The 23,983-nt window shown below is 42.8% G+C and carries 16 protein-coding genes; 2 read left to right on the top strand and 14 right to left on the bottom strand.

What is annotated here, in order from left to right; translation table 11 throughout:
• Window positions 1-8: 8 nt before the first annotated feature.
• Window positions 9-1,475 (top strand): RagB/SusD family nutrient uptake outer membrane protein, encoded by a 1,467-nt coding sequence (locus B4B65_RS08210; RefSeq protein ID WP_201680182.1) that lies wholly within the window; start codon window positions 9-11, stop codon window positions 1,473-1,475.
• Between the two features lie 73 nt (window positions 1,476-1,548).
• Here B4B65_RS08210 and B4B65_RS08205 read toward each other — a convergent pair whose 3' ends face one another.
• From B4B65_RS08205 to B4B65_RS08190, 4 genes are all read right to left on the bottom strand, one after another.
• A complete protein-coding gene (locus B4B65_RS08205; RefSeq protein WP_293914981.1) occupies window positions 1,549-4,527 on the bottom strand; it encodes a glycoside hydrolase domain-containing protein in 2,979 nt (992 codons plus the stop codon).
• A gap of 163 nt (window positions 4,528-4,690) precedes the next feature.
• Complete coding sequence (locus B4B65_RS08200) at window positions 4,691-6,154, bottom strand: M14 family zinc carboxypeptidase (RefSeq protein WP_293914980.1); 1,464 nt, start codon at window positions 6,152-6,154, stop codon at window positions 4,691-4,693.
• Window positions 6,155-7,210 carry a S66 peptidase family protein gene (locus B4B65_RS08195; protein WP_293914979.1) on the bottom strand — a complete coding sequence of 352 codons (1,056 nt, stop codon included), beginning with the start codon at window positions 7,208-7,210 and terminating at the stop codon, window positions 6,155-6,157. It abuts the gene before it with no gap.
• 24 nt (window positions 7,211-7,234) lie between these two features.
• Entirely contained in the window at window positions 7,235-8,572 is a 1,338-nt protein-coding gene (locus tag B4B65_RS08190; RefSeq protein WP_293914978.1) for a dihydroorotase, read from the bottom strand.
• Between the two features lie 112 nt (window positions 8,573-8,684).
• Between B4B65_RS08190 and B4B65_RS08185 the strand changes: the two genes are divergently transcribed.
• The gene (locus B4B65_RS08185; RefSeq protein ID WP_293914977.1) at window positions 8,685-9,791 is read left to right on the top strand and encodes a YARHG domain-containing protein; all 1,107 of its coding nucleotides are present in this window, start codon (window positions 8,685-8,687) and stop codon (window positions 9,789-9,791) included.
• A gap of 83 nt (window positions 9,792-9,874) precedes the next feature.
• Here the strand turns inward: B4B65_RS08185 and B4B65_RS08180 are convergent, their stop codons facing one another.
• From B4B65_RS08180 to B4B65_RS08135, 10 genes are read right to left on the bottom strand one after another with little or no spacing between them, the layout of a single operon-like run.
• On the bottom strand, window positions 9,875-11,134 hold the full coding sequence (locus B4B65_RS08180; protein WP_293914976.1) for an MFS transporter: 1,260 nt from the start codon (window positions 11,132-11,134) through the stop codon (window positions 9,875-9,877).
• Window positions 11,135-11,162: 28 nt separating this feature from the next.
• Window positions 11,163-12,311: an AGE family epimerase/isomerase gene (locus B4B65_RS08175; protein ID WP_201680189.1), complete on the bottom strand. Its 1,149-nt coding sequence runs from the start codon at window positions 12,309-12,311 to the stop codon at window positions 11,163-11,165.
• A 16-nt stretch (window positions 12,312-12,327) separates the two neighbouring features.
• Entirely contained in the window at window positions 12,328-13,266 is a 939-nt protein-coding gene (locus B4B65_RS08170) for a DUF4434 domain-containing protein (protein WP_293914975.1), read from the bottom strand.
• A 34-nt stretch (window positions 13,267-13,300) separates the two neighbouring features.
• Window positions 13,301-13,969: a GDSL-type esterase/lipase family protein gene (locus tag B4B65_RS08165; RefSeq protein ID WP_293914974.1), complete on the bottom strand. Its 669-nt coding sequence runs from the start codon at window positions 13,967-13,969 to the stop codon at window positions 13,301-13,303.
• Window positions 13,970-13,971: 2 nt separating this feature from the next.
• On the bottom strand, window positions 13,972-14,658 hold the full coding sequence (locus tag B4B65_RS08160) for a GDSL-type esterase/lipase family protein (protein WP_293914973.1): 687 nt from the start codon (window positions 14,656-14,658) through the stop codon (window positions 13,972-13,974).
• Between the two features lie 3 nt (window positions 14,659-14,661).
• A complete protein-coding gene (locus B4B65_RS08155) occupies window positions 14,662-16,494 on the bottom strand; it encodes a sodium:solute symporter family protein (protein WP_293914972.1) in 1,833 nt (610 codons plus the stop codon).
• A gap of 33 nt (window positions 16,495-16,527) precedes the next feature.
• Entirely contained in the window at window positions 16,528-17,913 is a 1,386-nt protein-coding gene (locus B4B65_RS08150; RefSeq protein ID WP_293914971.1) for a DUF5009 domain-containing protein, read from the bottom strand.
• Between the two features lies 1 nt (window position 17,914).
• Complete coding sequence (locus B4B65_RS08145) at window positions 17,915-18,853, bottom strand: DUF5017 domain-containing protein (protein ID WP_201680195.1); 939 nt, start codon at window positions 18,851-18,853, stop codon at window positions 17,915-17,917.
• A gap of 15 nt (window positions 18,854-18,868) precedes the next feature.
• The gene (locus B4B65_RS08140) at window positions 18,869-20,707 is read right to left on the bottom strand and encodes a RagB/SusD family nutrient uptake outer membrane protein (RefSeq protein ID WP_293914970.1); all 1,839 of its coding nucleotides are present in this window, start codon (window positions 20,705-20,707) and stop codon (window positions 18,869-18,871) included.
• 23 nt (window positions 20,708-20,730) lie between these two features.
• Window positions 20,731-23,928 (bottom strand): SusC/RagA family TonB-linked outer membrane protein, encoded by a 3,198-nt coding sequence (locus tag B4B65_RS08135; RefSeq protein ID WP_293914969.1) that lies wholly within the window; start codon window positions 23,926-23,928, stop codon window positions 20,731-20,733.
• Window positions 23,929-23,983: the final 55 nt, after the last annotated feature.

The raw sequence follows: 23,983 nt of genomic DNA, 5'->3' as shown, positions 1-23,983 counted from the left end.
ATATTGACATGAAAAAATATATAAAAATAATACTCGCAGCATCTGTACTTAGTACAGCATATTCGTGTAAAGATTTTCTGGAAGTCGAGCCCAGCAATGCCGTAGACTATGACAAGGCTATCCGTACAGCCAATGACGCACAGATCGTGGTCAACGGAATTCTTCGTCAGATGACTTCCTCCAATTACTACGGACGTAATTTTATAATTTACGGAGATGCCAAAGGGGGAGATTTTACGCTCTTTTCTCAGGGAAGGGGATTAGACCCTTTCTATACGTTTAATCACAGTGCCCAGGCCAATAGCTATTCCAGTTTCTGGACTTCTATTTATAATATTATTTATCAGTCTAATAACCTGCTGGAAAATATTGAAAAGCTACAAAGTCAGGGTACACTGGAAAATTTTGCATTGGCCAAATCCGATGCACTTACGATCAGAGCATTAGCCTATTTTGATCTCGTGAGATTATATGGTAAGTCGTATACAGATGATAAAAATGCCTGGGGCGTACCGAATATTACCAAAACATTATTATACGACAGTCAGCCGGCAAGATCCACAGTAGCAGAAAACTACACGCAGATTATCAAGGATCTTAAGGATGCGGAAGCAGGTCTTCCCAAAACGAAAAGAGACGGTTATGTAAACTATTACGCCAACAAAGCCATACAAGCGAGAGTCTACCTGACAATGGGAGATTATGACAATGCACTGAAAGCCTCGGAGGAAGTTATTAATTCGGGTGTTTACAGCCTGTACAGCAATGCGCAATGGGTATCCTCCTGGTCGAATCAGTTTGGATCAGAATCTATTCTTGAATTTGTGATCGAACCTAATCAGGGAGATCTTGCACGTACTTCTCTTGCTTTCTATTTGATGAGGAGAAATCATCAGACAGGTGCTTTAGGGAATTTTCTTGCCAGTACTCCATTCCTGAATGCTTTAAATGCAGATCCGAATGATGTAAGAAAAGGTGTCATGGCGCGTGATGAGTCATCAACAACACGATTAGGTTCATGCTATAAGTATTCCGGTTCGGTAACCTTCAGCGGTGATAAAGGAACTTCTAATTTTACAGCGGTAAACATCAAAGTCATACGTTTATCCGAGATGTATCTTACAGCTGCAGAAGCAGCTTTGAAATCCACTGTTCCTAATCCTACAAAAGCTGCGGAATACCTGCAGGCTATCCGCAAACGTGCTCCGGCATTAGCTGCTGCTACTGCATCCAGTGTAACGGAAGATCTGATATTAGCGGAAAAAAGCAAAGAGTTCTTCGGGGAAGGGATTCGTTATTTTGATATGTTGAGACTGAATAAGACTATCAATTTTGATGATGCTTTTGCCGGGATAAGCGTACCTACCCGTACGTCTTCAATAGACCGCTCATTCTACAGAACTATATTGCCGATATCACAGGATGAGATCAATGCAAATCCGGATATCCAGGGACAGCAAAACCCGGGATATTAAGATTTCCTCAATAAGAAAAAGAAGCAATCTATTTTAACAGATTGCTTCTTTTTGTTTAACTGCTTTTTTTGGTCTACTTCACCAGAAGTAACCAACCTTTTCCCTTTTCTACCGGAATCTGTTCTCCCGGTTTGAATACGTGCGCTTCCTGTACATTCTTGATTGCGGGAGCGGTGACACTTACTTTAGTCGCATCCAGACCTAATGCTTTCCAGTCGATCAACAGATTTACCTTTGTGTCTGTTGCTGCCCAACTTGCCAGAGCGATCATCGTACTACCCTCCTTTTGATATACGGTTGTCAGGATTTTATTATTATCTGTTTTCACCGGATTATTATCGACCCAATAGCCGATCATACGCGATTGCCGGATACCAAATTCATCCCATACCCGCCAGATATCACGGGTATCCTTAGCCTTTTCCCAGGGGTACCGGTTGGTCATTCCGTAGATCATTCCTCTCCAGGGGTTACCTCCATCCTGCAGCATTTCCCCCATTAATCCAAATGGAATACCGCTTACTTCAGTCAAGAAGAAGTCCGGATCATTTTTTTCGTAGTCAAAATACTCGCCAAACCAGAGACGATTGATATATGGAAAATGTTCCATGTAGAGGTTGGCACTGTTATTAAATCCATCGCTCTTGTTAAACTGATTGGCCGAATGAAGGTCGATAATACCCGGATGATTATTTTTTGTCATCACTCTTTTGATTCGCTTCATTGTAACCCGGTCAAAAGCCACATCGTCCAGATAGATACCATCTATTCCCATATGATCCACCAGCCAGTTCATACCTTCTACATAGTAGTTGTGCCAGCGGTTCATTCCACTGTTGATAATAGCTGCGTCGTTGAACCGGGGAACATACCATGCACCGATATAATCGTTATTCAGATGCTCCTGTAACCAGGAGTAGCCTCCGCCCTTGCCGGAAGAAAATACTTCATGTCCCAGACTTCGTAATGGGTAGATTTCATACATGCGGTTAGACACTTCTCGTACGGTGTTGTATATCTTGACTTTTAAGCCTTCCCTATGTGCGGAATCTATATAACTTTTCATCTCTCTGGTTGCCACAAAGGGATAATTTATATAGGGATTCAGATTATTGCCATGGTGTATATTGATGACATTTGCACCGCTTCTCTTTACTTCTTCAATGGGTTTGTAAGCATGAAAGAAACGATTGTCCCATTGCCAGTCAGTATTAATGGTATGGAATGGTGTAATCATCAGGTGAAAATTGTAATACAATGTATCTCCGGCTTTCATATTCCGCTCGCCACTGTAGCTATCGACTAATATGGATTTACCTTTTTGTCCGACCTGTATACCACCTTTATTTTCGTTGCCCCACGAGGCAGGCAATACAAGAGGTTTCTGAAGATAAAAGTTAGTATTTAATGGTCTGGAATAATGCTGATCTCTGAAGGCAAACTGCAGTCCTGCATTTACATTTCCAATCCATCCGCCATCCTGATTTTTATTTGCCACATCCCATTTCCAGTCGATGACATCTTTACGATACCCTCCTTTTTCTCCCAGACCCATAAAATATTTAGCATATTGGGCCTGTAACGGAATGTGAAACTGCACATCCGAAAGGTGTATATCTTTCGTGGCAATAAGCTGTACGGTATAATCTACAAAACCATCAAACTCCAGAGATCCTTTAATATTTAAAATCAGATCGGAGGAGTTTCCTGTTGTGGACCAACTGACTAAGCCTTGTTCCTTACGGTCAAATTTGACAGGACTATATTCAAAAACGACATCCTGATTCGCATTCTTACGGAAATGAAAATGTATAGCTTCTGTTAACAGATCATTACCCTGCTTCCCTATACTCAACATATCCTGTGTAAAAAATGTACGGATTTGCGCCGGAAATCCATTTTTATCCAGTGAAACTGATCTGCCCAACAGACTGATCTCATTGCCGTCTATCTGTAAGGGGATATAAGGAGCAATCACAGTACTCTCCTGCGCCAATGTCGAATTCAACCAGTTGAGACGTGTCAGCTTCCACGGTTCATCATATCCCTGATTCACAGCAGAGCGTTCAGACACCTCCAGACGCACAGGAATATTCCTTGCCGCGGCATTAGCCGGTTTGATGGTGATTATACCTTCGTATACAGCACTTACCGTCTCTTTTGGAACGTCAATCCCGCACCACAGCGCCTGTACTTTTTGCTTAGGTACAGTTACATTAAACTTAACAGGTTGTCCGGTGTAACTCACCCCATCGGTATTGATACAATTGATCCGTCCGGAAGCTATTGTATTTCCGTTTTGACTCTTTAAGTCCGAAAATGAAATTTTGATATCCTGCAAATCCTGCTTATCAGAATAGAGTCCCAACTGGAAAGCCAACAGTTCTCCTTTATCTGATTTGATGCGAAGCGTTTGTCCTTCCACATTGCCGGTTGTCCATCGCTGAGGAAGATCATCAGCCATTTTGATCTGATGATCCCGGTCTTCCGGAAAAACAAAGTAACTGGATTTGCGGTGTTTTTTGAGAAATGCGGTTTGTTCCTGCGGTGTAGAGATCACATCCATGGCATCATTCTGATTGAATGTATCTGCAGCCTCGATACGAACCAGTTTCGCACGTGCCTTTACTGTTTTATCCCATGTGTTTCTTTCATCTTCCTGCTTTAAATAGGCTACATCCGGATAGTTTTCACTTCTCCCGACCAATTTATAAGGCAGAAAGTAAACGTAGTAGATTCCCTTACCTGAACGGGGTTCGAATTGAAATTCTCCTGAAACAGCAGAGATATTACCGTAATGGGAAGGTGAAAATACTTGTTGTGTCGCACTGTCTACAAGTATTATTTTCTGGTCTGCGCGTACATTACGATTACGCCAGGGAATACTCGCGGTGACCTGCTTTGATGCGGATTCTACGCGCAATACAGCACGTTGTGTACCCAGTTCGTCGATATTCCACAATGGTTTTTGTGGAGGATATTCATGCTGAGCCTGTACATGTAATGCCGTCAGCATACACAAGCTGCCAAGGAATGCAATTGGTTTGATCATCTGTAGTGTTATTATTGCTCTGCAAGTTAAAGTATTGTTTTTGTCCAATACGTATGATAAAGCAATAATATAAATTACGCAAACCTTTGAGTAACAGCATTTATACAAGAACTCCTTGTCACCCTGACTTCTCCTGTCTTTAACAGAAGAAAATAAATATGATCTATTTTATCCCGTTAAAAGCATCCGGAAGATTTCCGCTCAGGTCTATCAGATATCCATTAATAATGGCGTAACGGAATTCATTATCTTTTTTTAGAAAAAATGTAGCTTCCTGACCGAGTGACAGTCCTGTGGCATGACGTTGTTCTGTAGGCTGATGTACTATTCTGACCGGCAGCCGCAATGTTTTTTGCTGCTCCTGCTCCCTTACAATTACAGTGGAATATCCTTGCTTTAGCAGGCCAAAAATGACATCAGCTGTAAGTTCACTGTAATGACGGAATGTTGTGGGATAGATTTGTCCATAAGAAAGCGACAGACCAGTGGCATCCAGATCGTCATATCCATAGAACTCTTTCAGATCACCCAGATCTTCTACATATCCTTTGCTGTAATAGTCATCTCCCGAGGTAATCTCATCACGCCGGATTGCAACATCTACCTGCAGGGGTAATCCGGCCGACACTGTACTCACATTGCGGAGTACGACATCGTGCAGTTGTGAAGCATTAAATGGAATACGTTCGTAATCTTTTATATCATATTGTTCATAAGATCCCTGTGCGATCTGTACCAAAGCATTCAGTATAATAGCAAAATTCAGTTTACGGATTTCCTGTTTTTCGGGATCACCTTTGAAGGCTCCTGATTCAATCAGAACGGTACTGGCTCCCCATTTTTGAAAATTATCACCAAAAGCTCTCGGTGAATGTTCATCATCATATTTAGCCACTGCTCCGGGAATATAGTCCTGCAGGAGTTTTTCCATTCCGACGATGATTTTCATTGCATTGCCTCTCACCTCATTGATATCCCGCTCCATATTATAGGCCGGAGCCAATAAAGAAATAGTCACGGGTGTCTGCGTACCTGGAACATTATAATAAATATTCTGGTCATGCAGATTGAAACCGTATTGTGGTTTCAGACTCTCCGCACGTGCACGCAAAAGCTTTCCTTCCGGAGTCGCGGTATTGCGGGCATCGCGGTTCAGGTCTATCTTCTGCGCATTGCGTCTGGTATAGCGTTCTGCACCATCCGGATTGAGCATAGGAATAAAGTGGATAGCCAGATGTGCCTTGAGTAGGGATCTTACTTCTTCAAAATCATCTTCCTTTCCTTCCAGAAAATTAAAAAGGTCAAATAGCGCCATGGTCGCTGTAGGCTCATCTCCATGCATTTGTGACCACAGCATCACGACCTTTTTTCCGACTCCGAAGCGAAGTTCATAGATACTCCGCTGCTCTACCGATGATCCGATCTGCTGTACATCCAGCGCATGTTGCTGCTGATGACGCAGGATGAGTTGTTCCACATCGGAATGTTTGAATCGGCGATGTTTCAAAGCAGACTCTTTATAGGCCATGTGGGCCTTATCTAATTGCGTTTTGCTCAATACTAGTGACTGAGAAAACGAATCTTTTCCAAGAAGCATAAGTAAACAGATAATTAAGAGCTTATTCATTTAATCTTTCAAAGCAGGTTGTACTAATTCTATAGTGCCTTTATCCGCATCTATCCGGACTGCTGCCCCTACAGGCAATATATACTGATCCGCAATATGACCAATCATAGCACCGCTGTATGCCGGTATCCCCAGAGGCTTTATGTAATCGTTCATAACCTGTTGCAGTGTGAGTGAACCATAACCTCCTGAAGGGCCGCAGCCTGTACACTTACCAAATACAAAACCTTTGATTACAGCTAATATTCCGGACAGTTTCAGCTGACAGAACATCCGGTCTACGCGTTCTACTTTTTCATCGACCTCTTCCAGAAATAAAATAGCGTCTTTAAAGTCCGGCAGATAAGGTGTTCCGCAGAGTCCTGTAAGTACTGTCATATTTCCGCCCAGCAATATGCCCTCTGCTTTCCCCGGATGAAGTGTCGTGATCCGCTCTTTATACTGAACTACGTGATCACCTTTATCTGTAGGATTAGTAAATAAAGGAAGCTTATTCTCGACCAACTGACTTTCAAATGCCCTTGCGACTTTATTGGTCCAGGTACTGATCCCCACCGCTCCATGGAAACCGATCAGCCCGGTCTTGCTGTAGAGCGCCAGCAGTAAAGCTGTAATATCGCTGTAGCCTAATAATATCTTGGGGTTACGGCCAATCAGTTTATAATCCAGACGGTCCAGAAGCCGTGATGTACCTGTACCGCCACGAACGCAGACAATAGCTTTTACCTGCCGGTCTTCAAACATTGTATGAATATCGGCTATGCGCTCTTCATCTGTACCTGCCAACTGTCCGTACCGATTGCGTATATGAGCACCTTCCTTTACGTTGAAACCCAGTGTCTGAAAGATTTCTCTGGCTATGCTGATCGATTCTTCATCGTCCAGAACACCTGCCGGAGCTATCAACCCGATCGTATCTCCTTTTTTCAACTTCTGAGCTAACAGTTGCCCTTGTTTGACCCAGGCTGCTGCCTTCTCGCTGTCGCGCGCGAATCCAGTAAGAGGAACTGCCGCAGCAGCCCATGTAATCGATTTGATAAAATCTCTTTTGTTCATCGTATAGGTAGATTTAGGTAAGGCTTAGCGATTGAACAGCAAGCGCTGTCCTGCTCCGTATTCAATGAGTGAACCACCTGTATAAGCCAATTGTCCCGAGACAATTGTATGTTCTACAGTAGAGGTAAAAGTATGTCCTTCAAACGGTGACCAGCCACATTTAGACAGGATATTGGATTTTGAAACGGTATACGGTTTATGGAGATCCACCAGTACCAGATCGGCCCAGTATCCTTCACGGATAAATCCCCGGTCTTCGATCTGAAAACAGATCGCCGTATTATGTGCAGATTTCTGTACCAGCTGTTCCAGCGTCATTCTTCCCTGACTGACCATATCCAGCAGAGCCTGCAGTGCATGTTGCACTAGAGGTCCTCCTGACGGAGCGGCATGATAAGGCTGTAACTTTTCTTCGATCGTATGTGGAGCATGATCCGTAGCGATCACATCAATATGCCCGTCCAACAATGCTTTAACAATCTGATCCCTATCGGAAGCGGTCTTGACTGCCGGATTCCATTTGATAAAATTACCTTTGGCAGCATAGTCCTGATCAGAAAACCACATATGGTGGATACAGGCTTCTGCAGTGATTCGCTTTTGTTCCAAAGGGATATCATTGCGAAACAATGCGGTTTCTTTTCCTGTGGAAATATGCAGAATATGCAAACGGGTATTATTTTTCTTAGCCAGTTCAACTGCTTTTGAAGAAGACAGATAGCACGCTTCTTCCGAACGGATAAGCGGATGCATCTGTATAGTCAGACCTTCCTCGCCATATTGTTCTTTGAAAATCGCAAGGTTAGCTTTTATTGTTGCTTCATCTTCACAATGCGTAGCTACTAATGTAGGAGCGTTGGCAAAGATTCCTTCCAGGGCTTTTTCATTATCGACCAGCATATTTCCTGTTGAAGATCCCATAAAGACTTTGATCCCACATACTTTTCGCGGATCTGTCTTGAGAACTTCCTCCAGGTTATCATTGGCAGCTCCCATAAAAAAGGAGTAATTGGCTAATGCGTTTTTAGCTGCTATATCATATTTATCCTGCAACAGTTCCTGTGTCAATGTATTGGGAACTGTATTGGGCATTTCCATGAAAGAGGTAGTGCCTCCGGCTACGGCTGCACGGCTTTCATGCCAGATATCGGCTTTATGTGTCAGACCGGGTTCACGGAAATGAACCTGATCATCGATCAGTCCCGGAAGAAGATGCAGCCCGGTCGCATCTATTTCTTTATCTGCTTTGACCTGAAGTTCGCTTCCTATTTTTTCGATTCGTCCGTTACGGATATAAACATCTGCTACTGTGGTTGTCCCTTCATTGACAATATGTGCAGATTTGATAAGTATTGAAGACATGGAGTGATTGTATTTGCTTTAGAACAAATATACGCAATACCAAATTAAATAATCCGGCAATTCATATATTGCACGGGATGTGTATATTTATGATTATAAATATGCTATACTGATGAAAAATTTCCTATTGATATTATCGCTTTTACTGTGCTTCACAGCTTACAGCCATGCCAATGATGGTGCATTCTTTGCTAGAGGGAATCAACTTGTACCGATCAACGAAACGGACATCAGTGTCAGAAAGGAAATCCTGACTATCAGAAAGGCAGGAGACCGACAGGTACATATCACCGTATATTATGAATTTGAAAATCCTGTTCAGGATAAAAGAATTACGGTCGGATTTGAAGCGATGTCTCCATCCGGAGATGTAGATGGTACGCCAAAAAATGGCTTTCATCCCTATATGAGAGATTTTACAGTAAAACTGAACAATCAGGATCTTCCGTATAAAGTTGCCTACGTATATGATTCGCTCTATGTCAATAACGGCAAAATTTTATCTGAACCATTGGATAAAATCAAGAAGGAGATTGATAATGTTAATGAGGTTGGTTTTAACTATGTGTATTATTTTGATGCTCCCTTCAGAAAAGGTAAAAACAGTATCCAGCATACCTACACCTATGACCTTTCCGGTTCTATAGATTATCAATACTATCTGGAATATGTACTGACAGCAGCAAAGCGATGGGCAAATAAGCAGATCGACGACTTCACTTTGATTGTAGATATGGGAGATGTAACGGAATTCAATATCCATAAAACATTTTTTGATCAAAAGGAAGACTGGCAGATTAAAGGCTGGGGAAAAACAAAAGATGTAAAAGTGCTTCCTTCTTCTGTACATGAGTCGGATCAGATCCGGTTTACTATCCGTCAAGGCACATTAGTTTTTCATAAGACCAATTTTGCTCCTGCAGGTGAACTTTATCTCTCTGCTGAAAACTACTTTCCTCCGGAAGAATCTTTTGATTCCAAAACAGATATTCTGCCCTTTGCGGCATATGCACAGAATCGCATTCTTAAGGCCAAGGATGAAACAAGCAAAAAAATATTACGTAATCTTCCGTTTGCAAGACGGGGATATGTTTTTAAGTCCAAAGACTTAAAGGATTATTACAGTAATATAGATTGGTATACAGCGGATCCGAAATATATACCTGAACCTAAAAATCTGACTCCGGAGGAGCAGAAATGGCTGAAGGAACTGAAATAGTAAGCTATTCAAAATAAAACATATGTGCCGCCCGGATATGGTTCAGGCGGCACATGTGTTTTATAAAGTAAAAAATACTTCCGTTATTTTCCTTCTTCTTCCAGGTAATTGAGATCTTTTGAAAAAGTCTCCTGCATGCCTCTGATTGCCCAAAAAGCTAACAGCAGACACAGCAAGCCTACACAGATACCAGCATAAATCAGATTGTCAAATGAAGTATAGAGAAACTGAAACAAAATCGTCAGGGGTACAACCGCCCCTCTCACAAAGTTAGGCACTGTAGTCGTAACTGTGGCCCGGATATTGGTACCGAATTGCTCTGCTGCAATGGTCATAAAGATTACCCAATAGCCTACTGAAAGCCCAAGGAAAAAGCAAATAAAGTAGAATGCTGTCACAGACAATCCTGTCAGCGAGAAATAAGCGGAAACACTGATAACTGCCAACGAAAGGAATACATACACGACTTTTTTACGGCTTTTGAGTATTTGGCTGAGAAATCCGCTCAGGATATCACCTACAACTAACCCTCCGTAACAACAGGCTACAGCAGCACCTGCACTTACCTCTCCCTGTACGCCAAGCACTTTACCAAACTCCGGTGATAAGGTAATCAGAATCCCTACCACAAACCATAACGGGACACCTATAATTATACATTTCAGATACTTCAAAAAGCGCCCGGTATCTTTAAACAGAGACAAAAAATCACCTCTCGAAGCGTGTTTCTGATGGAGTGTCTTAGCGAACATGGCAGATTCCCTGACACCTATGCGCAGTGCCAGTAAAGAAAGTCCCAATCCTCCACCGATAAAATAACATACTTCCCAGGAGAAGAACTGTGCTACAAAATAAGCAACTACCGCTCCGCTGACTCCGACCGAGGCAACAATTGTGGTCGCCAGCCCTCGTTTTTCTTTCGGCATAATTTCCGTGACAAGGGTAATACCCGCTCCTAATTCGCCGGCCAGACCTATTCCTGCAACCAAACGCCACAAACTGTAGCCTTCAATTGTCGTTACAAAACCATTGGCAATATTCGCGATGGAGTACAGACAGATCGATCCGAACAATACAGACAACCGTCCCTTCTTATCCCCCAGAATGCCCCAAAAAATACCGCCGACAAGCATACCAATCATCTGTATATTTAACAGAAAAATACCATGATTAGTTAACTGCTCCCCGCTATACCCCAAGGCCTGCAGGCTGGGAACACGGACAATGCTGAAAAGCAGCAGGTCATATATATCTACAAAATAACCCAACGCTGCCACAATAACAGCAGCGTTAAGTATTTTTGGATTATCCACAGTAGCGGATGGACTACTCATTACATTCATAATAAAGGCTTTATAATTGGTTATATACTTAAGCTAAGGTTTGATGAATCTGCCAGAGTGCACGCGGAGCATGGAAGCACCCTTTCCATTTTCCTCCTTTGAGAGGAAGCAGCACCTCTCCTCTTCTGTTCAGATAACCGAACCATTCCCCGTATTCGGCATCTCTGAATTTTTCCCAGCTGTAATCATGTAATTTCACAAACCAGGCTTTAGCACGTTCATCTCCGGTCAGCTTCCAGGCTTTAGCCATACATACCAGAGCTTCCAGATGTACCCACCAGAGTTTTTGATCCCATTCCAGCTGTTGAGGAGGATGTCCCTCACTATCCAGAAAATAAAATATGCCCTCATATTCTTTATCCCAGCCATATTCCAATGCATTCAGGGCTATTTCTAATGCTTTATCAATAAGGGGACGATCTCCTTTCCGAACGGCCAGATCCATAATAAACCACATGGCCTCTAACGTATGTCCGGGATTGAGCAGCCGGCCTTCAAAACTATTGCTGAAGCTACCGTCCGGATTGACATTTTCGAAAATAATACCCCGCTCTTCATTATAAAACACTTCCATTACCTCATGAATGATCTCATCCAGCAATTGTTCCACCACTTGTTTATCTAACAGCTCTTCCATTTCTAAAGCCAGATTACTCAGGATCATGGGAAGGGAAAAGTTACGCAGGTCCCGTGTTCCGGGATATATTTTATTGTATACGCCTTTGGTATTGGATCTCCTCTTCAGTATCTGCTCAAAAGTCTGTTTGGCGATAGCACTGTATGTCGTATTCCCAGTAGCTCTGTATAGTGCACTGAATCCCATTGTTGCAAAGCAATCCGAAAAGATATTATAAGGTTGTACAAGTGGTTTCCCTTCTCTGTTGAGTGAAAAATACCAGTTGCCTTCTGCATCTCTTCCGTATTGCTCCATAAATGAAGCACCGTGCAGGGCAATATCCAGCCACTCCTGTTTTTGTTCACAATGCTGGTAAAGGAATGAAAACATCCAGACCTGACGTCCCTGCAACCACATAAATTTATCCTGATCAAAGACGTTACCCTGCCGATCCAGACATGTGAAATACCCTCCGCACTCCCGGTCTATGGAATATTTTTCCCAAAATGGAATCACCTTTTCTAATAGTTCATTCTTATATATATCACTGTATATCTTCATAACGTGTTGTATCTGCTTAAAATCCTGATGTATTGATGTATTCCTTATATCTGTTGTATAAATGTCCTGCCTGCAGATAAGCCGACTGCGGACTCATAAAATGTGAAAATTCAAATGTTATTGCTTTATCGTAGCCCGCAGCATGGGCAGCTTCGAGCTTTAATCTCAGCTTATCAAACTTAATAGGCAGAAATTTGATCGGCATATCCCGGTCAAAGGATTCGGCATTGGTCCAGCACTCCAGTCCGTAGCGATCAGCAAGTTTCTTATTGATCTCAAAAAATGCCGGCAGCTCATGATAATCAATATGTCCGTCCTGAAAAGCAACTGCATCTATTGCTCCGGAAATTCCATCAAAGATTTCACCCCACTCCTGTTCATGTTCCTTGACAGACACAGCATCTTCTTTACTGAGGGATGCGCTGGAAGCCATCACTGCTTTTTTGCCATCTATCCAGGGAGAAATAAATGTCGGCAGACCATTGCTTACATCTTTACACTGTTTTCCCAGGGTATAAAAAGCCTCTGTGGCACCTTTTGTTCTTCGGCTTATCTCCGTACTGATATACCATCCGCCAAAACTCTTATAATGCCCGTACTTCTGCCATACTTCATCAATCACAAACCTGTTGGCATCGATTTCAAACTGCAGATTTCCGGTATCCCAATACACCCCGCTGTCATAGAGTCCGAAGTAAAATTTCATTTCATACTTGTCAGCGAGCGTAAGATACAGCTCTACCAGGTCCATAGAAGGACGATAACAACCGTGCTTGCTCATCAGGTATGCTGACGGATAAGTAATAAAATTGCGGTATCCGCTGCGGATCATAATCACCGTATCAATACCTACGGCTTTCATATATGCAAAATCCCTGTCCCATTCTTCCGCACCCCAGTTCTGATGCGGAATATCATGCGATATTTCGTCGATAAATGTCCCTGTAATCTTCACTTGATTTTGTTTTTTATAGTAAGGTTAGCTAATGTTATAAATACTTGTTACGCTTCAGAAAATCAACCCATTTCACATAGGCCGCAGGTCTCAGATGTATACCGTCGTTAGTCATTTCAGGCAACAGATTACCCTGACCATCATTGAATAAAGAATATAATTCAATAAACGGAACATTGTACTGAGCAGCTAATGCTTTTATCCGCTTGTTCAATTCGATAATCAGATGACCTTTGTTCTTGATATATTCTGCTTTCAGTATGGCATCATTTACAGGCAATACACTCTGTACATACAAGGTAGTCTTGGGACTTCCCTTTTTGAAGCGCTGAATAATCTTTTCATAATTGGCTGCTGTTACCTCTACAGGAAGATTCCGTGAGATGTCATTGACACCGATCAACAAGAATACTTTCTTAGGCTTGGCGTCTATGACAGGCTGTATCCTCGCCAATACTCCAAACGTATTATCTCCGCCGATACCTCTGTTGACAATGGGCTTTCCGCTCAGTAGTTCATGCCACATTCCTCTCTCGGTAATACTGTTACCCAGAAAGACAATGGCTGAATGCGGAATATGAAGAGAATTGAATAATTCCATCCGTCCCTGATAATACGTGTTGTTATAACTGGAGTCAATTTTTTGTGCCTGTACATGTATGCTGCACAGCACAGCTATCAATGCGATTAAATTCTTATGCATGGTTATAAATATTTCTTAGTTTTCAGGTATTCGATCCATTGTATATAAGCTTCTGCCCGGAGATGTATCCCATCTGTTGTCAGCTCTTGTTTCAGGCGTCCTTCCTTATCCATGAATATAGCCTGATGGACATCTATAAAAGGAACATTATACTGCTGACACAGCGTTTTGATCTGTTCGTTAAGCAGCACTACTTTTTGATTGGTCACACGCTGGTAACCATCTGTAAACATAGATTCCCGAACCGGCAGTACACTCTGAATCAGTAATTTTGTTTTCGGGGAGTCTTTACGTACTCTTTTAATAATCCGTTCTATATTCTGTACTGTATATTCCGGAGGAATACCTCTTTTGACATCGTTAATTCCTACTGTCATAAAGATTTTTTTCGGGTGCAGGGCAGTAACGGAAGACAACCTGTTCAATATACCGTACGTCACATCTCCGCTGATACCTCTGTTGATAATATGAGGTACCTGTGCGATTTCATACCATTGACCTGCTTCTGTGATACTGTTCCCCAGAAAGACAATGGCATTCTTCACTTTAGGCAACTGATCGTAATAAGCCTGACGCTTCTGATAATAACTGTTCGCATAGCTACTGTCTATTACTGCTTCCTGTGCAAATAATCCTGTTATCATCTGCAGACACATGATCAGGATCATATAAATACGCTTCTTCTCCATATGTTATTTATCTGCTTCAGGGAGTTTATTCCACCAGAATTTTTTCAACAGAATACTGGTAAGGATCAGCACCGCACACCAGATCACCATCTTGGTATTTTCTCTTACCATAAAGTAAATCGGTATAACGACCTGTGCCATCTGCCATACAATCCCGATCACAACATTGAACATATCTCTCTTGAATCCGCTGTTGGCGACAAAAGAAGGATCTTCCATTTCAACCTCTTTCTTTATAGGGCCCCAAAAACCCCAGGGCTTTGTTTTCTTGTAGAATTCTTTGACTGTTTCACGATTTTCCAGGGGCTTGAGGTAAGTCCCGATAATACATCCCAGAAGTGAGAAAAGGAAAATAATAGGGAAGATATAAATATCGACAATCTCCGGAAACAGGAATAATTTGAGCGTAGAAGCTATAAGGCCGAAAAGCATACCCCAGAAATAACCGTCTCCTGAAAAACGCCACCAAACCCATTTCAACACGTTCGCAGCCACATAACCTCCATATAAGGCAGAAGTAATCCATAGTGTAATCTTATTAAGTGAAGCTGCATTGAAGCCAAATATAATACCGATAATAACCAGCAGCACTGAGGATATAATACTCAGGCGTATATATTTTGCATTGGAGGCATTCGGGTTTACATACTTTTTATAGATATCGTTGACAATGTATGCCGGGGCAGCATTGACAAATGCGGAGAACGTCCCCATGAAAGCGGAAAGAAACCCGGCGAGGATCAATCCTTTAAGCCCTATCGGTACAAAGCGGTTGACCGCTTCGGGAAGCACTTTTTCGAAATCAATATTGGCTCCCATCTGCCCCATTTCCGGCCCAAGATATACCAGTCCCAGCACGGCGAATGACGCCACCATCAGATAACGAGGTATATACATCACAAAGATGGAACTCACACTCATCTTTGCTGCATCAGACGGAGTACGTGAAGACAATACGCGCTGCATATCGTAACTCGGTACAGGTCCGGCAATTGAGGCAAATATTCCTTTGAATACCATCATCATAAACAAAGCTCCAAACATCCCGAATCCGTCGGATAGTATTTTATCGTTTGCATTGGGAACCTGTGTCTTGCTCCAATCCAGATCAAGTGTCCAGCCAAATGACATATCAAGCCATCCATCCGGTATGGCTGCACGAATCTGCTCAGCAGTCACAGCATTATATGCAATATACCCTATGGCAAAACAAGCCAGCGTCATAATAAAAAACTGCAGCACCTCTGTCGCTACTACACTGTACATACCGCCTTTAACTGTATATAAGGTCGTCAGCGCACAGATAATCAAGGCATATGAGCGGGCTGAAGACAAATGATAGCCGAGTATATCCACACTCAGATCCCACGGAAGAATGGAAGTACAAAACTTACCGATGCCTTCAAAGAAATAGGCTATAAAGCCAATCACACTTATTACCGCAAATGCCACAATGATAATATGTGACAACTTGGAACCTTTGCCGTCACCAAAACGAAAAGTAATCCATTGTGCCCCTGTCATTACCCCCGACCGGCGCATCCATATGGCCAGATAGACAAAGACAAAAACCTGATTCCAGACCGGCCACAGCCAGGGAATCCAGGCACTCTTGAGTCCATAAATGAAAAGTATACTGACGGTCCACATCGTACCGGATGTATCAAACATTCCGGACGCGTTACTCAGCCCCAGGTAATACCATTTCATCGTATTGCCCCCTAAAAAATAAGATTGCAGATCTTTAGATGCTTTTGTAGAGATATAAAATCCCAATCCTATTATACCAATGATATAAACAAATATGATGCTTATATCGACTAAACTTAGACTCATTGATTAAACGCTATAATTATAAAATTTGATAAACTATGATTTCCAAAACCACTTTTTCTCTGTGGTCCAGATCGTAAATAAGGCGACAATACCTGTAAAAATAATACCTCTCAGGGTGCCATCCCCCAATCCGTGATTCAACCGGTTGAGGTATTCCTCCAGTCCGGAAAGACGCAATACCGGAATCAGCAGCAAGTTGCCCGCAGTGTAGGCTACCATTGGGTTTTTACCGACTGAAGCCAGTATCCGGGTCATTCTGCTGAATAATCCGTATACTTCCAGTACATACAGGGAGGACATTGTGAAAAAGGCAAGTCCAGAACACACGAAGTAATAACTGTATGTGGAAAAATCTTTCTTGATCCCTCCTTCATACGACTCCAGCAACAGACCAAGCAACAGCAGATAACTTCCTGTATACACCAGTCTGGATATAATATTGACCGTTCCGATCTTGCGGATCAGATATACAGCAGCTAACATCAATACCACAGACAAGAAAAAGTTAAGAACCAGCTCCCGGCTATACAGCAGAATTACATTAGCCAACAACAACAGAAACCCTATCATTCCTACCATCAGATAAGAAGATTTGCAGATTTTCCAATCCGACGGTGACTTCTGTTCTGCAATGATCCATTCTCCAACCAGTGTAGCCGGCAGAATAATAAACAGATATTTGAGGTAGTAAAACTTATACAGCCAGTCGGCCGGAGTCCAGTTGTAGAGGTAATAATTAATAGATCCTTCGTTTTTAGATGCCAGGAATACAGCCATTATCAACGGAAGAATTCCCATCCTGATCCAGATGTTTCTGGCAGTCAGCCACCATATCAACGTGCCGAAAAGAGCCATGTCGGCCAGTACCAGAATAATAATATCCGGATTGTGGATGTTAAAGGTTTTATCCTGATCCTTACCCATAAACACAATGGCAGCACAGGCCAGATAGGATATGATTTTTACGATCCAGTCATTACGTTTACCAATCTTCTGCTCCAGATCAACATAGATCAGAAACAAGAGACCGAATGACAATATTGACAGCACATATTCTGTTGTGCCGGGACTGTCACTAAGCACCCATGCCCTTGCATGCATCGTGAATAAAGCAAAGAAGACCAACAGTATAAACCGCTTTGCTACAGAGAGCAAAATCTGCCAGGAGGATAACTTGGTCAACTTATTTTGCATAGACAAAGGAATAGCCGCCCCCATTGAAAACAGGAAGAAAGGAAATACCAGATCCACCCAGGTAATACCAGCAATGGCCGGGTTAAACTGATGATCGGGTGGCGGTACCTGCGCATGATACATCCAGCCTGGCATGACTCCAAAAGCAATGCTGGCCGACAAGACCATCAGAAGAATAGCAATTCCGCGTAAGGTGTCCAGACTATTATTTCTTTTGACCTGCATGTTATGGATTCACTTTGATATCAAACTGTTTCACTGCAGTTTCCTCTCCTTTGTAATTTACATTCTGCGCAACAAATGTTACTTTATATGTACCCGGAGTCGTGAACTTGTAGGTCAGGCGTTGTGGCATCGGATCTATCATTGCTTTCTGAACCAATGGTTTATCTGGCTTGACACTTGTTGGTGCAAACGGAGCTGTGATTACCCAGTGGATATGTGGCTCCAGTGTACTGTTAGGTGTAAAGAACAGATACGGGTCTGAAGAGCTGATGGTCCAGTAACTGGCCTTGTTGACTCCTGTGAGTACAGGCACAATCTTCCATCCTGCTGTCCGCACAGTAGCCAGTACAGCACGTGTGCCCTCCGGTGTTTTAGTGGCCAGATCAAATACAGGCAGTCTCCATGATCTTCCGCCGGTAGCGGCAGAGGTAGCCGCCTGACTTTCATACCGGTAAGCAAAATAGATAGGCTTACCTGGTACCAGTAAAGAAGAAAGGTCTGCAGGACCGGAAGCTGTAGTCGTGGCAGCGATTCCGTTAGGAACAGCCGCTGTAGACCAGGTAAATTTATCACTGATATCCGTCCATTCTTCCTCCTTGATTCCTGCTGCCGAATAATTTCCGGAGAATGATGTCGAATACATCAGTTTCACATTTTTCTCCTGCGAACCGTATAACACACGCGAGGCAATGGACAGTTCCATGCTCAATCCCTCCATTTCGGTACGATCCCGGTATTGATATTCCCGGCCTTTTTCTCCCGAATAGAAAGATATAACATCTGCATATCCGGTATAGGTAAAGGTTACAGAATCCTGCAGGCCGATTTCCATACGGTCAGGATTAGCCTCGAAAGATACTTTTTCAGGAATATCTTTCTGACAGGAATTCATATAAAAAATGCTAAGTATAGCTATTGTATTGATCCAAATCTTTTTCATTTTCATTATGATTACTTACCAACCATTATTTTGTTTAGCCTTTTTGTTCATCTGGATCTCCCGCGAAGGAATAGCCAGCACTGTATCACGCTGTGAGATATTATCTCCGTGACGGGAGGCATATGCATAAGTAGCAGATGTACCTGTTGCAGTACTCTTGATATGAACAGCAACATTTTTCATCGTGCTGATGTAATCTCCCCAGCGTACCAGATCAAATCTTCTCAAACCTTCATAGCCTAGCTCTAATGCCCGCTCTCTGCGGACAGCCAGACGAAACGCTACTTTATCAAGAATTTCATTGGTTTTCAGATCAGCATTGACTGTAGCGCGTGGATCTAAAGTAGCCGTAGCCGTGGCTCCTGTTCCGTTTCCTGCAATGACCACATTGGGTACAGAAGTGAATCCCTGCCCGGGATTGAGAAGCATGATACTTGTCACTTTCCCTGCAGATATTACAGCTCTCGCCTCCGCATCGTAACCTCCGCCACCCACGACATTGACCTGTGGCTCCTGTGTATATCCTGTTCCGCCGTTATCGACAGTCACATAGTATACCCCATTGCCCAACGTTTTACCATATGCTCTTCGTCTCACCTGATTTACATATTCAACAGCCTGACTTTGTGGCCCGTTGATCTCATTGTCAGCTTCGGCATACATCAGCAGGACATCAGAATATCTTAACAAAGGAAAGTTGATGGTAGTGGTACCGTTAAATTTAGGATCAGTAGGTTCATATTCTCTTCTCCACTTTGCATCCATCCGGTTGTATATCTGTGTACCGTTATAGCCGGCTTTCAGATTACCGGAGTAGTAATACGATCCGATTGTCCAGTCTCTCCGCATATCGGGAGAAAGGATCTGACTTACCCCATTGATCGTCATCGGATAATTTTCAAACATATTAAAGTAATACGGGATGGCATGCTTTGCACCATAACTGAATCCCCACGGTGTGGTAGCCGAAGCAGCTATACCATTGATGGAACCAAGTGAACCTTCTTCATTCTGTGTGCCATTGTACCGGTTAAATTCAACTTCCCACATAGATTCTTTCACATCATAAGTTCCTTTACTCATATTTTTGAAAACCTCTCTGAAATCCGGGTTCAATGCATTTCCTCCGCCGAGGATTACCTTTTCCGCCCATTTTTTTGCTTCCGCATAGCGGGACTGATCATGCAAAGGGGCTCCGCCCATCTTGAGATTGACACGTGCAAGAATACCCCATACAGTCTGTTTGGTAACCCGTCCTGCATGTCCGTAAGCAGACGCAGGATTGACCATATCCGCTGCCTTTTCCATATCTGCAACAATCATTTTATACACCTCACTGTAAGGAGTAAACTCCAGGTCATTATCAGTCACTGAAGAGGTTGCAGTAGTACGTACAGGAATATTGCCCCAGTAGTTGGTCAATATAAAGTAGTAATACGCTCTTAAGAATAAAGCCTGCCCTTCAATTGCTTTTCTTTTGGTAGCATCCATATCTACGCGGTCAATATTATCAAGCAAGGTGTTGGCTCTGTTGATTCCTGTATAGAGATAATTCCACAGGTCTGTAACTTTTGTATCCGAAGGGTTGTAATTAAATAAGGCAAGATCCTGTGTCCAGGAAGAAAGTGCGACAAAACTATCGTCAGCGATATCAAGCTCAAAATAGATCGTACGACCGTATGTTCCGGATTTGGCCAGAATATCATATACTCCCGTCAGTGCCATTTCTGCTTCTGCCTCATTCCGGAAGAAATTCTGAGGAGCAACAGTACTGGTCGGCAATATTTCCAGAAATTTGTTGCAGGATGTCAATGCAGCTGCTCCAATGACTAAAGATATCAGTATTTTTTTCATAATTATATGCTGTTATAATCCTTTTAAAATGTTGTATTCAAACCCACAGTTATCGTTCTGGCTCTCGGGTAAGCAGAAAAGTCAAAACCCGGAGTCAAAGCAGATCTCCTCACGGAGACTTCCGGATCATAGCCTGAATATTTAGTCCAGGTCACGAGATTCTGAGTGGAGGCATATATCCTCAGTGTCTTCAGTTTGATACCCTGCAAAAACTCCCTTTTGAAATTATAGCCCAGAGCTACTGTCTTCAGCCTCAGAAATGAACCGTCCTCCACTACCCGTGTTGAATATGCTTTGGAAGCATTTCCTTTGATTGCTGCTACGCCCGGGATATCTGAATCCGGATTTTCGGGAGACCATCGGTCCGCATAGGTAGCCCATTGGTTATAACCATACTTATAGGCCGATTCAAATACAATACGATTGGCATTCAGAATATCATTGCCGTAGGACCATTGTAAAAAGACATTCAGGTCAAAACCTTTATATGAAAAGTTATTGGAAAAACCTCCTATGTGAACAGGATTAGGATTACCGATCACTGTCTTATCTGCTTCATTGATAATGTAGTCGCCGTTCAGATCACGGTATTTGATATCTCCTGGCTGAACGGAAGTGCCTGAAGCATTATTAGAAGTCACATTGTCCTTCAGCACATAATTATCCCCGACCTTATTAAAATCATCATACTTATATACACCTTCATAGATATATCCATAGAACATGCCGATAGGCTCACCTATCTTGGCCACATATCCCGGAATATTTTTCCAGTCATCACCCCATCCCTGACTGGTCAGCAGATAGTTTTGATTCTCAGCCAGTGACAAGACTTTATTTCTGTTAAAAGCAATATTAAAAGATGTATTCCAGCTAAAGTCCTTTTTGACAATAGGTGAATAGCTAAGTGTGACTTCCAGTCCTCTGTTACCCACTTTACCGATATTCTTGATAGATCTGTAATATCCGGTGTTCGGAGACATATCGGCATTCAGCAACAGATTGGATGTTTTCTTATCGTATACATCTACTTCTACGGTGAGCTTATCTTTGAATAATCCCAGATTATATCCGATATCGATCTGACTGGTTGACTCCCACTTCAGGTTTGGATTTCCGATACTGATATTTGCCAGTCCATTGGAATAACCTCCACCAAAAGTATATCCCGGAAAATTATTGTAGAAATTACCGGCATCTGTATTGACTGCAGCCATAGCCGGATAAGCAGCAAAGTTGCTGACAGCATTGTTACCGGTGACTCCCCATGATACGCGAAGTTTGGAGGTCGAAATTGCCGGAACCGATTTAAGCCACTCTTCTTTATCCATCTGCCATGCCGCAGCAGCTGAAGGAAAGTAACCCCAGATATTGTCTCCAAGGAAACGGGAAGAACCGTCTACACGTAAGGTAGTTGTAAAAATAAAACGATCCAGCAGCTTATAGTTTAATCTTCCCATAAAGGAAGCTAATGCCCATTCAGAAGAGCCTGCTCCTACCGCATTTGGGATCCCTTCTCCCAGGCCATTCAGGCCCAGACTTTCATTTGGCAGAAGAATAGCACTTCCGTTGAACAGTCTGCTTTTGCCGGATTCGGCAGAGAAACCGACCATCAGATCAAAGTAATGATTCTTATTTAATCTCCGTGCATACGTCAGCGTATTGGCATTTTGCCAGCCTGAACTCATAAAGATAGATTTGGACCCGCTGACCGCAAAGTTGGAAATAAAACCGGATCTTGAGAATCGTCCGTTGAAGACATCATATTCACGCTGACCCTGATTGTAACCACCAGCCAGACGAAGTTTCAGATATTTATTGATTTCGTATTCCAGATAAGCATTTGTATTCAGACTACCACCATAATTTTCCCGAAGCTCATTTCGGGCTGTCAGTATAGGATTGAAGGTATTATTATTTCCCTGTTCAACTTCCGGATCGACCGGCTCATTGATCAGATCCAATGTCGGATCAATGGACAAAGGTCTGAATGACCATACGCTGAAAAGCATATTCGTCTCATTGACATAGCCCGATGCTGAAGTCGGTGTACCAAAGGTTTTGATGTAAGAATAACCGGCATTTAAACCCACTTTCAGTTTATCATTGACCTGCTGATCCAGCACCATCTTACCCAGTATACGTTTGAAACCCGAATTAATTAGTACTCCATCTTGCCCGGTATACGACAATGTGGTAGAATACTTGGTTTTTTCGGTTCCTCCTGACATGTTAAAATAGTGATTCTGCATCGGTGCGATGCGTGTAATCTCATCTTCCCAGTTGATTCCCTTTACTGTACGGTAATAGTCCAGATTACGGCCATCCTGAAAATACAAGGTTCTGGTACGAACAGAATCAATCTCATTTTGCAGACGCACAAATTCGTAAGGATTCAGAGATTGTAGTCTTTTATTATTTTCCTGCAGCCCGTAGTATGTATTAAATGTCAATACCGGTTTTCCTACCTTCCCTCTTTTGGTCGTAACAATAATAACCCCATTGGCTCCCCGTGCTCCGTAGATAGCAGTAGCCGAAGCATCTTTCAGCACATCAATAGATTCGATATCTCCCGGATCAATTGTATTTATGGGATTGATAGACTGGTCTCCCGCACTTTCAAATGGAAAACCATCTATTACAAACAGCGGAAAGTTACTTTGTGTGATCGAGTTATTTCCACGAATGGTAATATCAATACCCGAACCCGGCTGTCCTTCTGCCGAACTGACCTGTACCCCTGCCACTCGTCCGGCAAGTGCTTCATCAAAAGTTTTAACCGGGGCCTTCTGCAGATCTTCAATTTTTACCGATCCCACAGATCCGGTCAGGTCCTTACGTTGCGCAGTACCATATCCGATGACGACCACTTCATCCATCTGTGAGGTAGACACTGCAAGTGACACCTGTAACTGCGTACGATCACCCAGCGCCACGATCTTGCCTTCATAGCCGACATAACTAAATGTTAAGGATTTGTCCGAGGGTTTCACAGCAATACTAAAATTACCTTTCCCATCGGAAAACGTTTGTTTCTGAGATTCTACCACGCTCACAGACACACCTGCCAAAGGTTTCCCGTCCTGATCCAGGACTGTTCCCTGTACCTGCCGGGTCTGACTACTGGCCGTGTGTGATGAAAAAATCAACAGAATCATTAATGTAAGGATACGCCACACAGGACTGTCCTTCCACCTACTAAGCTCATTCATGTTGTTCATAGCATTATTTAGGTTGTTTATAAAATGTTGGTTACTCGGTTTGTTCTATAGCTCC

It is taken from the genome of Sphingobacterium sp. UBA5789 (assembly GCF_002418355.1).
GTDB lineage: Bacteria > Bacteroidota > Bacteroidia > Sphingobacteriales > Sphingobacteriaceae > Sphingobacterium.
This window is presented reverse-complemented; position numbering and strand designations above follow the sequence as displayed.